General features: G+C 55.4%; 20 protein-coding genes. 10 read left to right on the forward strand and 10 right to left on the reverse strand.

Annotated features, from left to right (window positions below):
- The first annotated feature begins 2 nt into the window (after positions 1–2).
- The 6 genes from HNQ39_RS28180 to HNQ39_RS28205 all read left to right on the forward strand — a co-directional run bounded on the left by HNQ39_RS28180 (position 3) and on the right by HNQ39_RS28205 (position 4193).
- A complete protein-coding gene (locus HNQ39_RS28180) occupies positions 3–530 on the forward strand; it encodes a metal-dependent hydrolase (RefSeq protein WP_184203941.1) in 528 nt (175 codons plus the stop codon).
- A complete protein-coding gene (locus HNQ39_RS28185; protein ID WP_184203942.1) occupies positions 527–1369 on the forward strand; it encodes a DNA-methyltransferase in 843 nt (280 codons plus the stop codon). Before HNQ39_RS28180 ends, HNQ39_RS28185 begins: the two co-directional genes overlap by 4 nt.
- Positions 1370–1380: 11 nt before the next feature.
- On the forward strand, positions 1381–1578 hold the full coding sequence (locus HNQ39_RS28190; protein ID WP_184203943.1) for a hypothetical protein: 198 nt from the start codon (positions 1381–1383) through the stop codon (positions 1576–1578).
- Positions 1579–1739: 161 nt separating this feature from the next.
- Positions 1740–2459, forward strand: a complete 720-nt coding sequence (locus HNQ39_RS28195) for a hypothetical protein (protein WP_184203944.1) — start codon at positions 1740–1742, stop codon at positions 2457–2459.
- 517 nt (positions 2460–2976) lie between these two features.
- Positions 2977–3744, forward strand: coding sequence for a DNA-methyltransferase (locus HNQ39_RS28200; protein ID WP_184203945.1), 768 nt, complete (start codon positions 2977–2979; stop codon positions 3742–3744).
- Positions 3741–4193 carry a hypothetical protein gene (locus HNQ39_RS28205; protein ID WP_184203946.1) on the forward strand — a complete coding sequence of 151 codons (453 nt, stop codon included), beginning with the start codon at positions 3741–3743 and terminating at the stop codon, positions 4191–4193. The genes HNQ39_RS28200 and HNQ39_RS28205 overlap by 4 nt, the downstream gene beginning before the upstream one ends.
- Before the next feature lie 243 nt (positions 4194–4436).
- Here the strand turns inward: HNQ39_RS28205 and HNQ39_RS28210 are convergent, their stop codons facing one another.
- Positions 4437–4586, reverse strand: a complete 150-nt coding sequence (locus HNQ39_RS28210) for a hypothetical protein (RefSeq protein WP_184203947.1) — start codon at positions 4584–4586, stop codon at positions 4437–4439.
- A 205-nt stretch (positions 4587–4791) separates the two neighbouring features.
- Here HNQ39_RS28210 and HNQ39_RS28215 point away from each other — a divergent pair, with 205 nt between their 5' ends.
- Complete coding sequence (locus HNQ39_RS28215; RefSeq protein ID WP_184203948.1) at positions 4792–5052, forward strand: helix-turn-helix domain-containing protein; 261 nt, start codon at positions 4792–4794, stop codon at positions 5050–5052.
- On the opposite strand, the gene HNQ39_RS28220 is transcribed toward HNQ39_RS28215, so the two are convergent.
- From HNQ39_RS28220 to HNQ39_RS28255, 8 genes are all read right to left on the reverse strand, one after another.
- Entirely contained in the window at positions 5041–6006 is a 966-nt protein-coding gene (locus HNQ39_RS28220) for a replication-relaxation family protein (RefSeq protein WP_184203949.1), read from the reverse strand. The two genes, HNQ39_RS28215 and HNQ39_RS28220, sit on opposite strands and share 12 nt — an antisense overlap.
- On the reverse strand, positions 5993–8035 hold the full coding sequence (locus HNQ39_RS28225) for a type IV secretory system conjugative DNA transfer family protein (RefSeq protein ID WP_184203950.1): 2043 nt from the start codon (positions 8033–8035) through the stop codon (positions 5993–5995). The genes HNQ39_RS28220 and HNQ39_RS28225 overlap by 14 nt, the downstream gene beginning before the upstream one ends.
- 258 nt (positions 8036–8293) lie before the next feature.
- Positions 8294–8821: a hypothetical protein gene (locus HNQ39_RS28230; protein WP_184203951.1), complete on the reverse strand. Its 528-nt coding sequence runs from the start codon at positions 8819–8821 to the stop codon at positions 8294–8296.
- Between the two features lie 101 nt (positions 8822–8922).
- Positions 8923–9609, reverse strand: coding sequence for a hypothetical protein (locus HNQ39_RS28235; protein ID WP_184203952.1), 687 nt, complete (start codon positions 9607–9609; stop codon positions 8923–8925).
- A gap of 24 nt (positions 9610–9633) precedes the next feature.
- Positions 9634–10476 (reverse strand): AAA family ATPase, encoded by an 843-nt coding sequence (locus HNQ39_RS28240; RefSeq protein WP_184203953.1) that lies wholly within the window; start codon positions 10474–10476, stop codon positions 9634–9636.
- A 422-nt stretch (positions 10477–10898) separates the two neighbouring features.
- On the reverse strand, positions 10899–11399 hold the full coding sequence (locus tag HNQ39_RS28245) for a hypothetical protein (RefSeq protein WP_184203954.1): 501 nt from the start codon (positions 11397–11399) through the stop codon (positions 10899–10901).
- Positions 11399–11932, reverse strand: a complete 534-nt coding sequence (locus HNQ39_RS28250; RefSeq protein ID WP_184203955.1) for a hypothetical protein — start codon at positions 11930–11932, stop codon at positions 11399–11401. Before HNQ39_RS28250 ends, HNQ39_RS28245 begins: the two co-directional genes overlap by 1 nt.
- Before the next feature lie 193 nt (positions 11933–12125).
- Positions 12126–13808 carry a tetratricopeptide repeat protein gene (locus tag HNQ39_RS28255; protein ID WP_184203956.1) on the reverse strand — a complete coding sequence of 561 codons (1683 nt, stop codon included), beginning with the start codon at positions 13806–13808 and terminating at the stop codon, positions 12126–12128.
- A 481-nt stretch (positions 13809–14289) separates the two neighbouring features.
- Here HNQ39_RS28255 and HNQ39_RS28260 point away from each other — a divergent pair, with 481 nt between their 5' ends.
- From HNQ39_RS28260 to HNQ39_RS28270, 3 genes are read left to right on the forward strand one after another with little or no spacing between them, the layout of a single operon-like run.
- Positions 14290–15150 carry an AAA family ATPase gene (locus HNQ39_RS28260; RefSeq protein WP_184203957.1) on the forward strand — a complete coding sequence of 287 codons (861 nt, stop codon included), beginning with the start codon at positions 14290–14292 and terminating at the stop codon, positions 15148–15150.
- Positions 15147–15710 carry a hypothetical protein gene (locus HNQ39_RS28265; protein ID WP_184203958.1) on the forward strand — a complete coding sequence of 188 codons (564 nt, stop codon included), beginning with the start codon at positions 15147–15149 and terminating at the stop codon, positions 15708–15710. The genes HNQ39_RS28260 and HNQ39_RS28265 overlap by 4 nt, the downstream gene beginning before the upstream one ends.
- A gap of 14 nt (positions 15711–15724) precedes the next feature.
- Positions 15725–16966, forward strand: coding sequence for a hypothetical protein (locus tag HNQ39_RS28270; protein WP_184203959.1), 1242 nt, complete (start codon positions 15725–15727; stop codon positions 16964–16966).
- Between the two features lie 9 nt (positions 16967–16975).
- Here HNQ39_RS28270 and HNQ39_RS28275 read toward each other — a convergent pair whose 3' ends face one another.
- Positions 16976–18052 carry a helix-turn-helix transcriptional regulator gene (locus HNQ39_RS28275; protein WP_184203960.1) on the reverse strand — a complete coding sequence of 359 codons (1077 nt, stop codon included), beginning with the start codon at positions 18050–18052 and terminating at the stop codon, positions 16976–16978.

The following is an 18052-nucleotide window of genomic DNA, read 5'->3' on the forward strand; positions in this document are numbered from 1 at the left end:
CCTTGACCTGGAGAACTCACCTAGCTGGAGGACTGGCAACTCTCTGGCTACTCAAACCATTCGTACCTATAGAGAGCATAGGCCTGCTTTCTATCGCGGCAGGGCTGGGAGCATTGTTGCCTGACCTCGATGCCAGAGAATCGCGCATCAAGAACCTCACACTCGGCACGGGGATCGCACCCTTTGCGCTGCCTGCCTTCGCGCTGCACCGCCTACTAGGACATCGCGGACTACTTCACTCACTGCTCGGCCTTGTGCTCACCGGGCTAGTCGTTGGTCTCCCCATCGCACTCTACCTGGAGCCTGAAGCCGCCATCGCGTTGCTGCTGGGTTACGCAAGCCACCTCGCCCTTGACGGAGCAACCAAAGCAGGTATCCCTCTCTGGTTTCCAAGTCGTCGGCGCGTTCACTTGCTCCCGCCAAAACTTAGGATTACCACCGGCTCTGAGCCCGAGGACATCGTCCTGGCACTCCTCGCCATGACTGCAATAGCCGTCCTGCTCACTTCCTTACAACCTCCAGTAGTATGACCAATGCCGATTGGGCGATTTACAACCACTCCTGCCAGACGATGCCAGAGTTGCTCGGCGACTCAATTGACCTTATCGTCACCAGCCCGCCCTACTGGATACAGCCAAACGACTCCCTTATGGAGCCCGCGCTGCTCAGAGAAACCCACGGCGGCACCCCGCAGAGCTACGAGAGCCTGCTGGAGCTGCTGACAAGCTGCTTTGCTGAAGCCTTCCGCGTCCTCAAGCCCGGAGGACATGCCGCCATCAATGTCGCCTCCACACGAGAGAAAGGAGTCCTCAGGCCGCTTCCCGCCGATCTGACAATCCGGCTACTGAACCTAGGATTCCAGCTCAAGGAGGAGCTTATCTGGCGGCGCTGGAGAGCCTACGACAGGCGAGCTGGCACCCTGATCCAGAAGCCTTATCCTGGCTACTACTTCCCCAACAAGAACCACGAGTGGCTCCTCATCTTCCAGAAGCCCGGCCCTGGCATCTACGAGGGGCGCACGCTTCAGGAGCGCGAGGCGAGCCGCCTTCAGACCGGGCCGCTCTACGTCTTCGAGATCGCAAGCTCGGTCTGGAATATCTTGCCTATTCCACCCGCCAGCAAGGAGATTCACCCTTGCCCATTTCCTGATGAGCTGCCCGCACGTCTCATTGAGCTCTACAGCTACAAGGATGACCTAGTGCTCGATCCATTCACGGGCAGTGGCACAACGGGCAAGGCGGCTCACCATCTCGGACGGCGCTTCGTGGGCTACGAGATAAACCCCGAGTTCATCCCTCTCGCCACAGAGCGAAAGAGCCAGCCCCTAATCCGCCAGCGCCACAGCGCCTACTACAAAACCATTCGCTAAATCATTTCATCATGACCACTACTACAACTGATCAATCACGCGAGGCGACCTTCTACGTTGCTCGCTGCGACGAGCTTGTCCGTCTACTCCTTCGCCTTCTCGAAGGAGCTACCCGTCCCCAAACCCTCCGCTTCGCCGACCGACAGCGCCTCAAGCGACTCCTGAGGCGGCTCCAGGAAGGCATCCAGCAGCTAACTATCACTTTATGAACAGCACTCCTTCTACAACTACCACTCCTTTTGTCATTGAACACCGTCAGGCTGATCAGGGTGGGCGGCGCTTTGTCCCAGAGGCAAAGCTTTTGCTCGCTCCCACTCTCCGCACATCAGGACTGCTCACAGAGCTCCCTGACGGTGCAGCACGACCACTGTTGACTCTACTGAGCTTCCTAACACCAAACGGAGATATCCATCCCACGATCCACGAGATCGCCGAGGTGCTGGGTATCTCGGCGGGCAGTGTCCGTGACTTTATGGAACCCCTTACACAACTCCACTGGCAGGGCGCACCGCTGGCCATCCCACTACTCAGGGAGAGCGGGATGGACGGATATATGCTCTCGCCAAAGGCCGCAGTCCATGTCCACAAGGTCATTCTAAATGCTCACCTTGAGGAGACCGGGGAGCCAGTCCCTGAGCCACTGAGCTACGTTCCAGCAGGACGCGAGGCCATTATCGCCGCCAGCCGTGCCAAGTACGCAAGGCCACGGGCAGAGGTCGAACGAGAGATTGAGGAGGCATTAGGACACGATCCACGAGAGGCCGATGCTTCGCCCGAGGGTGAGGCTCGCAGGCGGCTCTACAGCCTAGGCGTGCCCCGTGAGGAGATAGAAGGCCTACTCACCGAGCATAGCGCCCAAGAAGCGCTCCAGCAACTTGACTGGCTCCCACTGCGCGGAGCAAAGTCGCCGGCTCGCTTTGTCGTGGCAGCGATCCGGGGGCACTACGAACCACCCACGGGTTATCCGTCGCCCGAGCAGGCCAGCGCAGATGATCCAAAGCCGAGCGCAGATGATCCAAAGCCGGTGGACGTTACAACGACCGTCGAGGTGTCCGAAGACCTCCCCGACATTCGCTGGGATTTGCAATGAGCGAGAAGGAGGTTTCTATTCCAAGCACGATTCTGGATAGATGGCTGCCCCGGCTCAAAGACACGGAGCTTCGCCTCCTCCTGATCGTCGCACGACAAACGGTGGGACGTGGCGGCAAACCCGCTGACTGGCTCTCCCACTCGCAGCTGAAGGCACGCACGGGACGGGCTAGCGAAGCGGTCTCGGCAGCAGTTGACTCCCTAATCCAGAAGGGGCTACTGGAGGTATTTACAGTCACAGGGGAGCGCCTCCCGACCCCAGAGGCTCGCCGCTTCCATCGGGGAGTCTTGCTCTACCGACTCTCATCAATGGCCGATAAAGCCGACCGTGCAGTCGATAAATCGAAAACTACGGAAGATATATATTCTTCTCTCCGTAGTCTTCGATTTCCGAAAACAGAAGGTGGTCAGGAAGAAGTAGGAAGCACCAGATCGGAAGATATAGAGCATGCCAAGCAGCAGATCCGGGAGCGGCTCCAAGGTCTAAAACCTCTCACGAGTCGCGCAAGGAGGGAGCGATGAGGGACACGCAGGGGGGAATCCGTGACCGGCTTCTCCACGGCGACGCGCTAGAGATACTGCCAACCTTCAAGTCCGAAACCTTCGATGCCATCGTGACCGACCCACCCTACTGCTCGGGAGGGATGACCATGAGCGAGAGAGCCAGGCCCGCCAGCGTCAAGTACATGCAGAGCCGACAGAAGACGACCTGGCCGGACTTTGAGGGCGAGAGCATGGACCAAAACGCATGGGCGCAGTGGACCTATCGCTGGCTCAAGGAATGCAAGCGGGTGGCAAAGGAAGGTGCCCCCATCGTTATCTTCATAGACTGGAGGCAGCTCCCTTTGCTCACCACGCTCCTGCAATGGGCGGGGTGGCGCTGGCTGGGAGTCGCTGTCTGGGACAAGACACCAGCATGCAGGCCGCAGATGGGGAGGTTCGCTGCCCAGGCCGAGTACATCGTCTGGGGAGCGAAAGGGCGGCTTCCTACGCGGCGACACGTAGGAACGCTACCTGGGGTATTTCGTTATAGGGTTGAAGTACCAGGTGTGAAGCTTCATATGACGGGCAAGCCACTCGCACTCATGGAAGAGCTGCTCCAGATCGTCGAGCCAAGCGGCACTATCCTTGATCCCTTCGCCGGGTCAGGTACTACCCTCCTTGCCGCACGAAACTGTGGGCTTTGCTACGTTGGCATCGAAGCAAGCCGAGCCTACTACCAGATCGCAACGGAGCGACTGAGCGGTAATCCCCCTATTCGATATGATAATGCCTCTGGGCGATGATGGCGCAGGCGCAGCGTGGCATCTGGCACGCTACCAAGGACGGCGACCCAGCAGGGCTGGCGCTCTACCTGCGCCACTACAGCTCTCGCAGGCGCTCGTCCAAAACGCGACTTCCGCTGTTTGTCGGGCCTGGTGAGAAGCTCGTCCTCCTGTCGCAAAAAGGCGATGCGGTCTTTGCTTGGCGCAGGATGCTCTACAGTCAGGACGGCCAGAGCGGGGTCTGCTGCGCCGTATTTCGCAACGAGGGCAGGTATCGCTCTAGCCGCCTGATCCGTGAGGCGATGCACCTGGCTTGGAGACGCTGGCCGGGTGAGCGACTCTATACCTACGTTGATCCTGCCAGAGTCCGTAGCGTGAATCCAGGGTGCTGCTTCAAGAGAGCGGGCTGGAAAACCTGTGGGAAATCGCTCCGGGGACTGATCGTGCTGGAAGTAAAATCGCACACATAAAATGCCGCTCTCTCGGTCTCGAGAGAGCGGCATAGCCAGCTAACACCCCCCTATTATTATTCTTTCCCAACATAACAATAGCAAGACGATAAATCTATGTCAAGTACCTTTGGCACATCGAAATAGTGGAGAAATCGGCTCTCAGAAGACGAAAAAATTGGGCGAAGAAGACGCAGCGTCTAAAAGCGTGGATCGGGCGGCGGTTATGCCGCCCGATTCGCTTGACAGTCTCAGCGAGTTGCGTTACTGTCGTGAGGAGCGTTTTCCTTTCCGGGTTTGCGCTCTTTTTTGTTTCCCTGCGGTGAGGAACCAGTCGGTCATCCGGGGATCCGTGATGGCGAAGATCAGGCTCAGCATAGCCGCCGAGGAAACGAGAGTGATGGTGTTCTCCATTTCGTCTTGTTAAGGTGCTTTTGGAATTTCTTCCTGAATGATCGACCTGTCATTCAGTACTTATATAATAGCATTATTGCTATTGAAGTCAAGCATTTAATACACACTGAAATTCGTAATTATCAGGTTAAAATTCATCGATAATTTCAGTTGACAATAATAACAATAATGCTATTATTGATTCAACAACAATTTTCATCACTTTATGGATACTTATCGAAATACGAACTCTCTCTCAAACATTCCTGTCCCCCTAGAGTGGCTCGGTGCAATCCTGGTCACCGCACGCAAGGAGAGGAATCTCTCACAAGGCCAGCTTGCCGACCTTTTGGGAGCCCATCAGTCCGTCGTCGCGCGCTGGGAAACAGAAGGCTACCGCAGTGTTAATCTGGAGCGACTCGTGCAAGTCGCAGAGGCACTAGAGTTTGAAATCAGCCTCTGGCCTAAGCCAAAATCAAAGATCTAGAAAGCTCCTCAAAGACGGGGTGCCCGGGTTACTCCAGCAGACACTCGCGAATCCTTCCTGTGTCAGGGCAGTCTTATCGGCGAGCCAGAAGCGCTCAGCGAACGAGCCGCCAAGGTTGTTGGCTTGGTCAAACTCCTTGATCACCTCCTGTAGCTGATCGCGTCGCCCTGAGTCCAGTGTTAAAACCAGCACTCGCGCTCTTTCATATCCGGTAATTTCCTTCAAGCGCTGGCCGTTCAAGAGTAGCCGGTAGCTCCTGAGCTTCTCATGCCAGCGTTGGGAGCCTCGCTCTGTCCCCCGATCGCACTCAACGAACCCCACCAAAACGCGTGGGATCTTACCACCTTGAAACTGATAGATAAACCAGGCGTCTGGCTCCACCCGCAGTGGAGCTTCGGTGCGCCTTAGATCCAGCTTCGCATCACCACCATCATGCCAGCGGACTACCTGATGATCCCCTCCATAGCTGGCTTTGGTTCGCTCCAGCCAGATGCGGACATCACGAATGAAGAGAGTATGAGGCAGGGCAATAGAACTCCGAGGGCCAAAAGTGTAGCCTGGCCGCTGAGCCTCCTCCTCCCGGATGAGCCCTCGCTCCAGCAGCATCGTGAGCCCACGGCGGGTTGGCACATAGATATTGGGAGCCGAGCCAAATAGTAGCGACGCATCATCTGGCTCTTCCGTACGGGAGAGAGTCGAACGGTTCGCGGGCACAACCTCGATCAGGCCTGCATCAAAGAGCCCACGAAGCTGCTGTAGGACGGTATGGGGCCTTCGTCCAGCGAGGAGCGCGATCTGAGGCACCGAGAGGATTCGGTACGCGGCAAGCCAGCGCAGGAGCCGCCACTGACGTCCCGTGGGCTGGAGCATCCCTGACATATCTTTCTCACGCACATAGCGCCCACGGCGCTTCGTCCGCTTTGACTCCACCACGACAACCTCAGATGCTTCCATCACCCGCCACTCCGTTTGTTGGTTTTTCGGCCCCCTCCGTCTGCCCCTTTTCCTCATGACTACTATTGGATTCTCGGCTCTCATCGGAGCTTTCGCCGCACGTCACACGCTCTATCTGGGCGTCGCGCCAGGCTCCCACACTGACGGCTCCCTCCTCAAAAGGACTGCTTACCGCAAGGGCCGCTTCGATGTAGGCCTGATCTGCTGCGTTGCCAGGCACAGGCATCGCCACGTCGGCAACCCGAATGACTTCGGGAGCCGTCCCTACTTCGTTAAAGACAGCATGTTGCGTCTTTAGATCTTGGATCGCTCGCACCCAGCGCTGAGATAGATCGGCATCTGTAAAACGCTCCAGGCCGCTCATGCGGGGATGAGGGAAACGGACGACTAGGCGCAAGTCAGGGCCGGTGATAAAGTAGTCACTTTGTGGAATTCCAGCGACATATTGGGCAAGTTCCACAGCCTCACCCGTATCGCAGGTGCGAACATAGAGTCTCTCAATCCCTGACTGCATCGCCAGCTCATCCACAACCATAAGTGGGCTAATCGCAGAGCCCCTCAGCATCAAACCAAGACTCTGGTAAGTTTTTTCATCTAAGCGAAGTAGCTCGCCATCGGGATCAAGGATCGGATGTTCCCATGTCTCGTAAGGAGTGTCTTTTACCGGTAAGCCGATCCGCAGTCGCTGAATGCCACCCCCAGCCCCCGTGGACAGCGACGAAGCCACAAGCCGAGCATCCGCGTAAGAGAGGCGAAAGAAGATTCGGGCTGCCGTGCTCCCCAATAGTGCAGCGAGCAGCTCGCCCTCCAGCTGCTCCAAGTTCTGGAAGGCAGCTAGGAGCCGGATTCCCTGGCTCCGAGCAACGGTCACGATCTCGATCAGTGCCCGTCCCACGAAACGTGCCTGCGCTCCCAGCTCATCCAATGAGAACACAACGGGAACCGGCCCTCGTGAGCGCATTGCGGTGCGGTAGAGCCGCTGGGCGATCAGGCCCCCCAGTAGCTTGGTTAGATCATCGCCAAGGCTCGTGCGATCCAAGTGAACAAAGACCGCGCCTTGTTTGTGCCAGAGCGAGAACAGATCCAGCGTGTTCTCCTTGGGGCAGAGCAGTGCCTGGAAGAACTCTGAACGGAGAATCTCACGCAGGCGCGATTTCACCGGGGCAATAACCCCGTTTCGCTCCGAGGGAGACATGCGGTTGAACTCGTTGATGAAGTAGTTACGTGCCTCCTGATAAGCCGTTGGATTCTGCGGGGTGTAAGGACGTGCCAGCAACGCAGCGCGGTACTCCTCCAAAGAGAGAAATCGATCCGCCTCGTAAAGAGACAGGCCATGCTCTCCAACGACAACTAAAGTAGAGATGAGAATATCGTTCATGCGTGGCCCCCATGAAGTGGCCATTCCCGCCAGAATTGAGACAAAGTCCGCCGCCGCCTGATCCACCGGAAGTCCCTTACCCGTGAGCACATTCCAGCCGGGTGCGCCCTGCGCACCTTTTTGTGGCAAGATCAGTGTCACTCGCTCTGGTGGTATCCCCGCTTCCCGCGCCGCTGAGACCAGCGCCTCAATCGTATCGAGCTTCGGATCCATGCACACCACAGAGCAACCTTGCTCCATTTGCTGGCGTAGGATGTGGAGCGCCAGGCGCGTCTTACCCGAACCACTAGCCCCCGCTAGGAGGTAGTGTTTCAGCTCCGCTTTCCCCGGTAGGATCGCAAGGTTGCCCTGAGCGGCAGGAGCTGACCGCCCTTCCAGGCGAACTCCCTCGTTTCGCGCAAGCCAGGCGCGAACCCAAGGGCGCTCCGCATGAGCGGCGGGATAGTCCGACTCCCGAATGAAGCTTGGGGTGGTGACAAAAGGCGGACCGATTAGCTGCCCAACGACAATGTCGAGATCCTGATGTCGTTTTGAATCGGAAGCGGGTTTATCTGAATCCGAGGACGGTTTGTCCGTTTTTTGCTCCGCGCTGCCGCGTCCCGCGGCACTCGCCTTTTTAGAGGCGTCTTCGTCTATGTTTTCATTTAGCATGGTTGTTTGGTTTTCATAATGGGATCGGGTTTGACGATGATTTGGATTTTGTATTGGGATTGAGCGGGTCGGAGTCGGACGGACGGGGGTCGGGATTAGACTTAGGTTTATGCGAATCCAATAAGGATTCGTGTAAAGATAAGGAAAATGTCACACCGTTTTCCCAGTCTGTCCGAAGGGCCTTTCTCCTCTGCACACGATAGCCAGCGGCATAGACTCTTAGGAATCTAAGCGGCTGGCTACGCGGGAAACTTAAAATCACCTAGCCGATGGTGGTAAAGGCAATTTCAGATCTGTTCCTGTAAGGGGTGGTAAGGGTAAGTCCAAGGGCTGCCCTACAGGTTCTTGTGGATCGGGCAAGTCCAAAGGGCCTAAATCGAGGGCATTTGGGATGGTGAGCCCCTTTCTCTTAACAGGAGCTTTCTCCTCGAACTCTAAAGAACATTCGAATGGTTCGCCCTCATCGATGTGTGAACCTCCATATCGCATCCCTCTTCCATTTAGATCTTTTATCGGAATTTCAATTTCGCAAAAATCATCCTTTAGAGTGTTTCTATTCGCTAATCCTTTTCCAATCAGGAGTGCTAAATCTAATGGTGGTATATCAGGTTCCACATTAAAGGATTCAATAAACTTAATGACCGCAGCAACAAGGTTATCCATATCCTCAACCAAAGCAAGCTCGCTTGACTCCTCAAGATATCGCTTTGCGGCTTCATAGAAACAACGCGTAGCGACGACACTAGAATTGTGCGTGAAAATGATGTGAAAGTGATTTTTTATCATTATTTTTCCTTTAGAGCTTCAGCTCCGGTCAAGGCTGGCATTGGTGATGAAGCATTCCCCCAGCCCGAGGCGGTGCTTCAGATCAACTGGCAACATTCAGATCAACGTGCCATCGTGCGCAGTGTTTCTGCGCGCTTCGCAATCTCCTCAGCGACCAGAGGAGGAACCTCAGTGCGTAGCTTTTTGCGCCACTCCTCCCAAGCAGTCTCATGCTTCTCTTTGGGCAGCGCACTAATGTCTTTCACGGCTTTGAAGGCTCGACGATCTACTTCCTCCTGAGAAAGCCGCCGCTGAATGGGAGGATCGGGAGGAGGCGGTGGTGGTGGATCGGGTTCAGGGCGTGGTGGCGGTGGTGCGGGAAGCTGACGCGGCGGTAAGCCTCCCGTGCCCTGACGCAGGAATCGAATCGTCGCATCGTAGTCTCCCAATGCCTGCTCACGATGGGATTCGCCTTGCAGAAAGGCGATGGCATCTGCCGCTGGTAAGCTGCGTGCGTACTGACGAAGCTGGAACTTCCTCTGAGCATCTTCTGACTCACCCATCGCATCCGCAAGGCGTGTACGCAGGGATGCCTCCAGGAAGGCGAGATCCGTGCGTGATTCAAACTCCTGACGGGTAAGCGAGCGCCGAGACTCCAGTAAAGCTTCGTCGAGTGCTCGCTGCGACTGAACCACACTGGTGTGAGCATCAAGGACACGGCTCTCAGACTGGATGCGGCGCACCCTGGCATTGTTTTTCTTTTCCTCCGCCAGATCGCGCACCCCAAAAAGCAGATCGAAGAGATCCATGCTGTGGAGACCTTTCTTGCTGCCTCAGACAGCCTGAGTGCGGTGCCTTTGTGAGAGCACTTCTTGCACTACCTCAAAGGCAAGAGGCTCCATTTTGCTAACGGCGGCCATGTAGCATCCCCGTAGCGCAGCCCGAATATCCACAGGTGTCATCCCCTCGGAAACTGTCACCAAGGCGTCGAGCTGCGCCTCAGAGAAGGCAGGAAGCTGCCGGGCGAGAAGCACGCGCCGAGCATCCGGGCCGGGACGTCCAAAGCCAAACTCTGCAATGCAGCGACGGCGTAGTGCGGGGTCTATCTCATCGGGCTGGTTGGTGGTCAGGAAGATGATCATGCGAGACTCACCAGCAAGCTCATCGGCGACCTGGAGGAACGAGTCGGTCGCCGCCTTCTCCTCGTGGTGTGCTTGCTGCTCACTGCGACGCACGGCCATCCCTTCCACTTCGTCCACGATCATGACCTTCAGGCTCCCCTCGGGGAGAGCGCGTAGCTGGTCAAACGCTCGCCAGATGTTTCCGGCGAAGTCGCCAACCAAGCCATTGCCCCGTGCCTGAGTGGTTAGGGTCAGGATGCTGCCCGTGATGCCCTTAATACGGCAGTAGTAATCCGAGACGAAGCGAGCCGAGGCCGATTTCCCCGTGCCGGGATCACCGTGCAGTAGCACTAGGGCCACTCCATTGGTCAAGGAATCTTCCAGGTCTTCAGGAACCGGCTGCTGTGTTTGCTCCGACCAGTCTTGGAGCGCCCCATCCCACTGACATGCCATTTGCAGAAGTAGCTCCTCCACAATGGGATCGAGGCCGACCAGTCGCTGTCCATCGCGCTGAATACCCTCGTGTGGCAAGAGAGTCTCTGCCAGTGGAGGCATGTCCTCATCCGCGGACTTTACTGCTCGAATGGGCTTCGGCTCAGAGCCTGGGGTAAAGGCAAAGGTGCCCAGTCGTTCCGGTGTTGGGGTACCAGAGACCAGAGTGAACTGTGCCTCATGTAAAGGGGAAAGCCGAAAGGTGACCCGGCGTTGGTGTGGATCGCGTCGCAGCTCCTCAGCAAGGAGAGGCTGTAAACGCTCAGAGAGCTTCGCATTCCAGGCCGAGTCACCAAGCCCCGGAGTGCGGATGATGGCCACATTCCAAGTTGCAAGAGATGCAGACCCGTTATTTAAGAAACTAAAGCCCTGTGGCCCAAGACCGTTTTTGAGCGTGGGTGCTGCCAATGGAGTTTTCATTGTTCACGATCATCCTTTCTTCTGTCAGTTCTGCACAGAAAACTGACAGAAGGAGCACATTACCTTTAAAATGAAGGTGGACTAAAGCTAACACTGTCGTCGTCGGCTTTGGCTGGGGGGAGCACTTCATTTAGGGAGGAATTACTGGCTCCTGGAGCCTGTAGTGTAGGTCCCATAATCTCCTCCGGGAGCGGTTCCTGGGAGGCTGGCGCAGGATTTTCAGAGGGACGAACGAGGATGTTCAGCTCATAAGGAGTGCCTATGGGTTGATCTCCCGACATTAGCAGCGCACTGCTGACCTCGATCTCCAAACGATCATAGGACCAAACCGGCACTAATCCCTCTAAATGGATTGTCGTTAAGACGCTCTGCATGAGATCAGACATCTGACTGGGGAGTTGTGAAGCCAGAGACACGCCAATATCTGTGCCAGTAGGAGCCATATTCACTTCTTTTAGTGTAGTGCTGCCAACTTTGTGGCCAGTCTCTGTCGTAAAACAGAGGACAATAGGATGATTATCTCTTTGAGAGCTAGGATTTTCGGCGTCAGTATTTTGAGTATTCATTACGGATTAAACCTTTCTTCGAATTCAGGATTGGTAAAAACAGCGCGTCCCCAAGAGTAGGAACCACTTACAAAGGTGCCGTAGCGATTTGCCTTCCCACCTCCCAAGAGTTGCTCTCCAGTTACCCATCCAAACTCCTTAAAGAGCTTATTAGCCTCCTCTCTACATCCCTCACGGACAGTCACGGAGAGCCGTACTTTGGTTCCTTCGGGATACGAACGGGGCTGTGGCGGTTGACCAGCGGGTGGTCCCCATGCTTGAAGCTTCTCATCAGAAATGTTGAAAGTATAGCGTCGAACGATGGTTTCTTGGATGTAAAACGTCACCTCAATATAAGAAATAACGTTCTTCAGTGCCATCATTCCAACTTCTAATAATGCCTTATCAACATTAAAGTCTACAGGGACGCCACTATTATCGATAAGAGCGCTTGCTTCTTTCTCAAACATCTGCCAAACGGCTCTTACGTCTGACAGGTTGATCACACGAGCAACCAGACCGGTATCAGCTCTATTTCTAACACCACTACTCATAACACTCCTCCTTTCCAGAAGCTACATAATGTTATGCCTCTAGATATCAACCAACATACTTCGATGCATATTGATCAACAGAGCTATTTTATGCCTCTTCACCACTAGGATGAAAGCAGGAGTGTAGAAGTCATTAATAGGAAATAGATACAGAAATATAGGAAGAGATAGGATATTTCTTCGAAACCCATCTCTACTGGCATTCACCAAGGGCAAATGTCACCGCCTCATCAATTGATTCAGGCATTTGGCCAAATCGGGCTAACGCTGTCTCCAATGACTCAGGTAAGAGCGTCTGTCGAAGCCGGTGCTGGGACTGATTGACAAAGGTATCGCGCGTTTCCCAGCCGGGCACTCCGATGTGCTTCCGCCAAGCATTGCAGGCTCCTAGAAGGGTTGCTGCCTGCTCCCATGACTCGATGGCAAGGGCATGGTTGATGTACCCATCCAGTGTAGCCGCAATGCCCCCTTTATCCTCTAGCTTCTGAAAGAGGCGCATCTCCTTGTGTAAAAAATCCAGGGCAGAGTTATAGTCTCCCTCCTCCGCCTCGATCTCAGCAAGTATCTGATAGGAATAGCCTGCGGCCCGTGGCTCTACTTCGGAAAGAGCACATTGGGAGATGCACTTCCGAAGCGTCTCTCTAGCTCTCCCGCTCTCACCACGTGCTTTGTAGAGTTTGCCTAGCCCATGGAGTCCCCAGAGCACTGCGGATTTATCCTCTAGTGTTGTTAGAATGCTCTGTGCTTGTGCGAGGTGAAATTCTGCCTGATCCAGATCCGTTTCTGGCTGATGCTGATACAGGAACGCCAGAGAGGTGCGCAGACGTGCCTCGGCTCGGAGACGCTCTGTTGGGTCGGAAATCTCTGCCGCAGTTCCCAGTGCGCGGTAGAAGAGATCACGTGCCTCTCGGAAGTCGCGCATCTGACAGGCAAGTATCCCAAGTCCGTCTAATACGAGGACGCGCTCCAAACTGGGGGGATAGTGAAACGGCACTTCAATAAGCTCCCCCATCAAAGTTCGCGCCGCTACCCAGTTCCCTTGGATGCTCCAGAGTGCCACCAGTGTTCGTGCAAGGCGCATACCCAGAGGCAGGCATTCACTCACGGCTTGGCACTGCGTCAGAGCATCTTGGATCGTTCGTACTTTCTCGCATAAAGCATCTAGTGCACTCCGATCTTTGATCCCCGCTGGGGCAAGGGTTGCCCCGAGAGCTTGCTCCGCGATGCGAGTCAAATTCTCGATAATTTCCCGTAAGTGCTCTGGCCGTAGCAGGTGCACCTGTGGTGCCCGAGCTTGTTTTTCGACGTACTGAAGCGCGTTTTGTACCAGCAGAACGTTACCCACTTCAGGATCTCGACGGCGAACCTCAGCCTCCAGTGCCTCGATCTCAGCAGCCTCTTCCTTCTCGTGGTTCTCTCTATAGAGGTAGAGGCTCATCAGTGCCTCACGATAGCGTCCCTGTTGCATCTGCTCCTCGACAAGTAAGCGTAATCGTCGCAGAACCGGCTTGCTCTGATAAAGAGCCTCCTGTAACCGCAGCGTAGTTGCCTCGGAGAGGAAAGTACGGCAGGGGCTCAGTAGGTACATGAGCATCCGATCCCGGCCCTGATGGACTTCGTCCCGGTAGTGCTCACACCAGGTAAAATCCCACCCTTGCAGAAATCGCTCTCTCTGATACCTTTCAACGGCTTCGAGGAGCTCCTCAACTAGCTCGATACGTGGCACCTGCGAGGAAGTGATCTGAACCAGTCTCCGAAACAGGGTGATATCTACGGTGAAGAGCTTTGGGTTCAGGTACACCTCCCCGCCATCTTCTCCACAGAGCCCCTGCGCCAAAGGTACAGGAAAGGGAAAACCCTTTTTGAGCTGCTTCAAGTTCTCCTGAATCGCGTTATAGCCAGAGTCCTTCGAGCGCCTCACAGGTATGCCCCCTGGATACAGCACGGATGCGACCGTTTTTCGTGGAGCGCGTAGGTCTGGCTGTACGAGTAGGTAAGCCAGGAGGCATTCCGGGAGTGTGGGCTTGGCTGAGGCTCCCAGCCGTGGGGAGAGCCCGCCAAACAACGAGAACGAAAACAGTGCACCGCTTGCCTGGGTGGGCGGGATAGGAATCTGTAGTTCCGGCAGATAGTGAGTAGCCATGCTCTCCTATTTACAGCCCTACCCACTCTGCCCGCATCCACACTTTTTGAGGAAGCGCTCCTGTTTTTTCACGCGGAAAATAGTGAGCTTGACAAGTCACCCAGCCGATAGATATAATCGCGCATCACAGGATTGTAAGTTAATTACAATCGCGACTTCCACAAAGAGGGAGGCAGGTAGTTTGTCTGGGTACTTGGAACATTTCGGTCTTAAGGTGAAGCCGTTCGCCGCGACCCCTGACCCGCAGTTTGCCTATGGCACGCGGGAGCATCAGCTCGCCGTCGCTAAGATTCAGTACGCCGTCGAGGAGCGGCAAGGCATCTTTCTTCTCCAGGGCGAGGTAGGAGCTGGGAAAACCACGGTTTCGCAGTTCATGCTCAATGCTTGGCGCGACGATGAGTCTCTTGTCGTTGCTCATATTACCAATCCCTCCGTGCGCACTGCATCCCAGTTTCTCAGATTGATTCTGGCACACTTTGGTGAGGAGGCCGCCCATTTCCAGTCGGATAACTGGGATGCTCTCCGAGGCTTTCTCGTCGGCAACTACAAGAGCGGAAAGACCACAGTTCTAGTCATTGACGAGGCCCAGACGATCTCCGCCGAGAACATGGAGACCCTAACTCACATTAGCAACGAACAGACCCAGAAGGACAAGCTGATCCAGATCGTCTTGCTGGCCCAGCCTAATATCGCACGCAAGCTCACCTACAAGCCAGCGCTCAGGGATAGGATCGCACATGGTTCGACGCTCAACCCCCTCTCCTTTCAGGATGCGGTGGCGATGATGCGCCATCGGGTTCAGGTTGCAGGTGGTAATTTCGACACTCTCTTTCCAGGGGAGCAGCTTCACCGGCGACTCTACAACATCACGAAGGGAGTACCCCGTCGGCTCTGCATGCTCTGTGACAATGCCCTGCTTAACGCGTTTGCCATGGGAGCAAAAACAGTGGATGACCAAACGATCTCCGATGCTCTTGACGACCTTGCCTTCAAGGGCTGGAAAGAGAGCGAGAGCAACACTGACCGAGACGCAAAATCAACCTCAAAACCAAGTAAGAAAGGCGCGAAGAAATGAGTGGTGGCCTTAAGATGCCTGGTAAGGGGAAGGCAGCCCTGCTGCTATCAGAGCTAAATGCTGAACATGCCCCTCGCCCTGAGGAGGTCCCTCTCCCTATAGCAGAACCAACAAGGAACAATGAAACTAACGTTACAACGTTACAACGTTACAACGAAGAAACTAACGAACCAACAAACGTTGTAGCGCAGCAACCTGAGAACGCACGAAGTAGCGACACTTCAAACGAAGCAACGAAAGAGCGTGAGAGCGCTCCTGCGAAGGTTGTCACGCCCAAACGCACGAAGGGCTCAGGAGAGGGGGCAGCAAGAGCCAGCCAAGGATCGGAGCGAGAAGGACGCCTGACGCGGGCGCTGGAGATTGCCGGGGACGATGAGGTTGCGGTGGTGACAATCCGGGTGTCCGCCAAGCTGAACAAGTACCTGGACGACTACGTGGAGCGCGTTAACCGACTGGACGCAAAGCGAAAGTACCGCAAGCAAGATGCGATTGCGGAAGCTTTCGCTGCGTTCTACGCCGATCATGTGATGCCGCCCGCCCCTGTGGACGAGGAGCTGTAAAGGAGGACATGACGATGGCAAACTTTCATGGGTTCCAGCGGCTTGAGGCGAATTTCACGCCCACGCCCAACCAGTTCTTCGACGAGATTATTCGCGGAGACTATCCCAAGTGCGTCATCGTCATTGTGGCTGTGCTGATTCGAGAAACCCTTGGCTGGCAGGACAGTGTGACCGGAGAGCGGCGAATCGAGGCTGAGCTAGCACTCTCCCAAATCACCGAGAAAAGCGCGTTGTCGATCAACTCAGCCCGTCAAGGCATTCGCGAGGCTATCGCCGCAGGATTCGTCATTGAGACCGCAAGCCACGATAATCGTCATGGGGCACGCTATGCTCTCCGCTGGGCAGATACAGAGCGCCAGAAAGAAGCCATCACCCGCACTCGCCTTGCCACAAGAGATCGCCTTGCAGAGGTAGAACCCGCTCTCCAAACGGACTTAAATCCCGAGGCAAACACGCCTGATTCTGGAGGTGCAAATTTTGGAGCTCCAAAATTTGGAGGTGCAAATTTTGCACCCACTAAAAGAAAGCGTTCTCCGGAAAAGAAAGATACGAATGTATCTATTAAAGAAACGTTGAACGTTAGCGAAAGCGAGAAACAAGCCCCACCACCTCCACAACGCCCAATGCCCAACGCTCAGGGGAAAGGCATATATGCCATCGCGGAGAAGGAAGTCGCCGAGGTTGTGACCCTTACCGGAGACTCCGAGAGCCTGAGGCGATTTCAGCAGCTCTGGGAGATCGCCGAAAGGAATGAGTGCTTGGATGCCTGGAAAGCGGCTCTTCGAGCCGTACAGAGGCGTCTACGGGCTTCTGGGCAAGGGCCTCTTGAGCGCCCTGGGGCTTATTTCTGCAAGGTCTGTGTGGAGGAGCTAGAAAAGCGCGAGGTCTTTGTTCCCACCAATGCCCAAAAACAGGCAGATGCAGGGGTTGCTGCCCTCATCCGCCAAGAGATTCTAAGAGAGATTCCAACGATAACGACAGTTTCAGCACCTGTCGATGAAGTTGACCTGACTCTCCAGCTGGTTTCCCCTACGAGCCCTGTGACTCCTGAGCTGCTAAGTGTCGAGCTTGGGGAGCTAGAGCGGCAGGGGGGTAAAGACTGGCAGGACTTCTTGGGGTACATCGAGGGGGAGAGGAAGCGATACGAGGGAGAACTAACAGGGATGCGAGAGAGCGCCCAGCAGCGGCTCCTGGACGTCTTTGATCGTCCAGATCGCCGCCGAGAGCTCTACCGAAAGTGGCGCGGAAGGTCGTGAGTCTATCCGTTACTGTAAGTCTGTTAGGCTATGCCAGTGAGGGCGTAGCTCCTCTGGATGGCTTGTCAGATAGTCCAGCAGAGTTGCCCACTTATCGCTACGTTCTTGGCACTGGCGGAGGTATCCGCCCTCAACGGTTTGCGATAGATCGCCGAACTCAGCAGACTGCTCTGCTCGCCATAGAGCGGAGTCCATTTGTGAGCGAACCGTCGATGTGGCGATATCGAGATGTCTTGCGATGGTCTCACGAGTGCGGTACCGGCTAGCCATCTGGAGTGCCTTACGCTCAGCTTTGGTAAAGCCGATTTTAGGCGAGTGCCATGCAAACGCATAACGGACAGGACGGCCTTCACGCTCAGGAGCAAACGCCTCCTCGCGGGTAAGACCCATCAGAAAAGGCTGCTGGTGGTCTGCATGGTCAGGCAACTCGTGCGCTCTAACGAGCTTTGCACCAAAGATATTCTGGAATTTTTGAAAGTTTTCAGTTCCATAAACTTCCTTGGTCCAAGTGCGCAAATAGTAACCGCGCAGGCTCTGAAGCATCGTCTCAAAAAGCCGGTCGCGAACCTGTCCCGCGCGTTCTGCAGAAAGCTGTTCGCCCAAATCGCCAAAAAGCAGACCGGTGAAGTTGAGACCTTTCTCCGGAGTGTTGTTGGCAAAGGTTTCCTCAAAGTCGCTCAGTGGGGAGGAGAGCTCCTTGGGTGAGCGCAAGATTCGACGAAGCAAGTAGGAATCGGCCTGTTGCCCCCAGAGAGCGGATTGGAAGTCGTCCGTCAGAAAGCCACCGGTGCCAATGCCAACCACCTGTTTCTGCGGGGGACGGCGATTGTCAAGGACGACGACCCCAAACATGCGTCTTTGCTTGAGCAGGTCACCTAGAGCTTCGCAGGTGAAGGCACGCTCCGCAGGGGAGACTTGTTTGCCTTCTTGGCTGACGGCAAGAGCTGCAGGAATATCCCGCAGTCGGATCGGCCGGGCGAATAAGTCTGGGGAGGCTACTCTGTGTCCAGGAGAGACTGTTGCAGATGATGGTCTTACTCTTTGAGTGGAGCGAGTCTTAGGAGAGGGTAACAATGCATTGGTCAT

The sequence above is a fragment of the Armatimonas rosea genome (assembly GCF_014202505.1).
Lineage (GTDB): Bacteria > Armatimonadota > Armatimonadia > Armatimonadales > Armatimonadaceae > Armatimonas > Armatimonas rosea.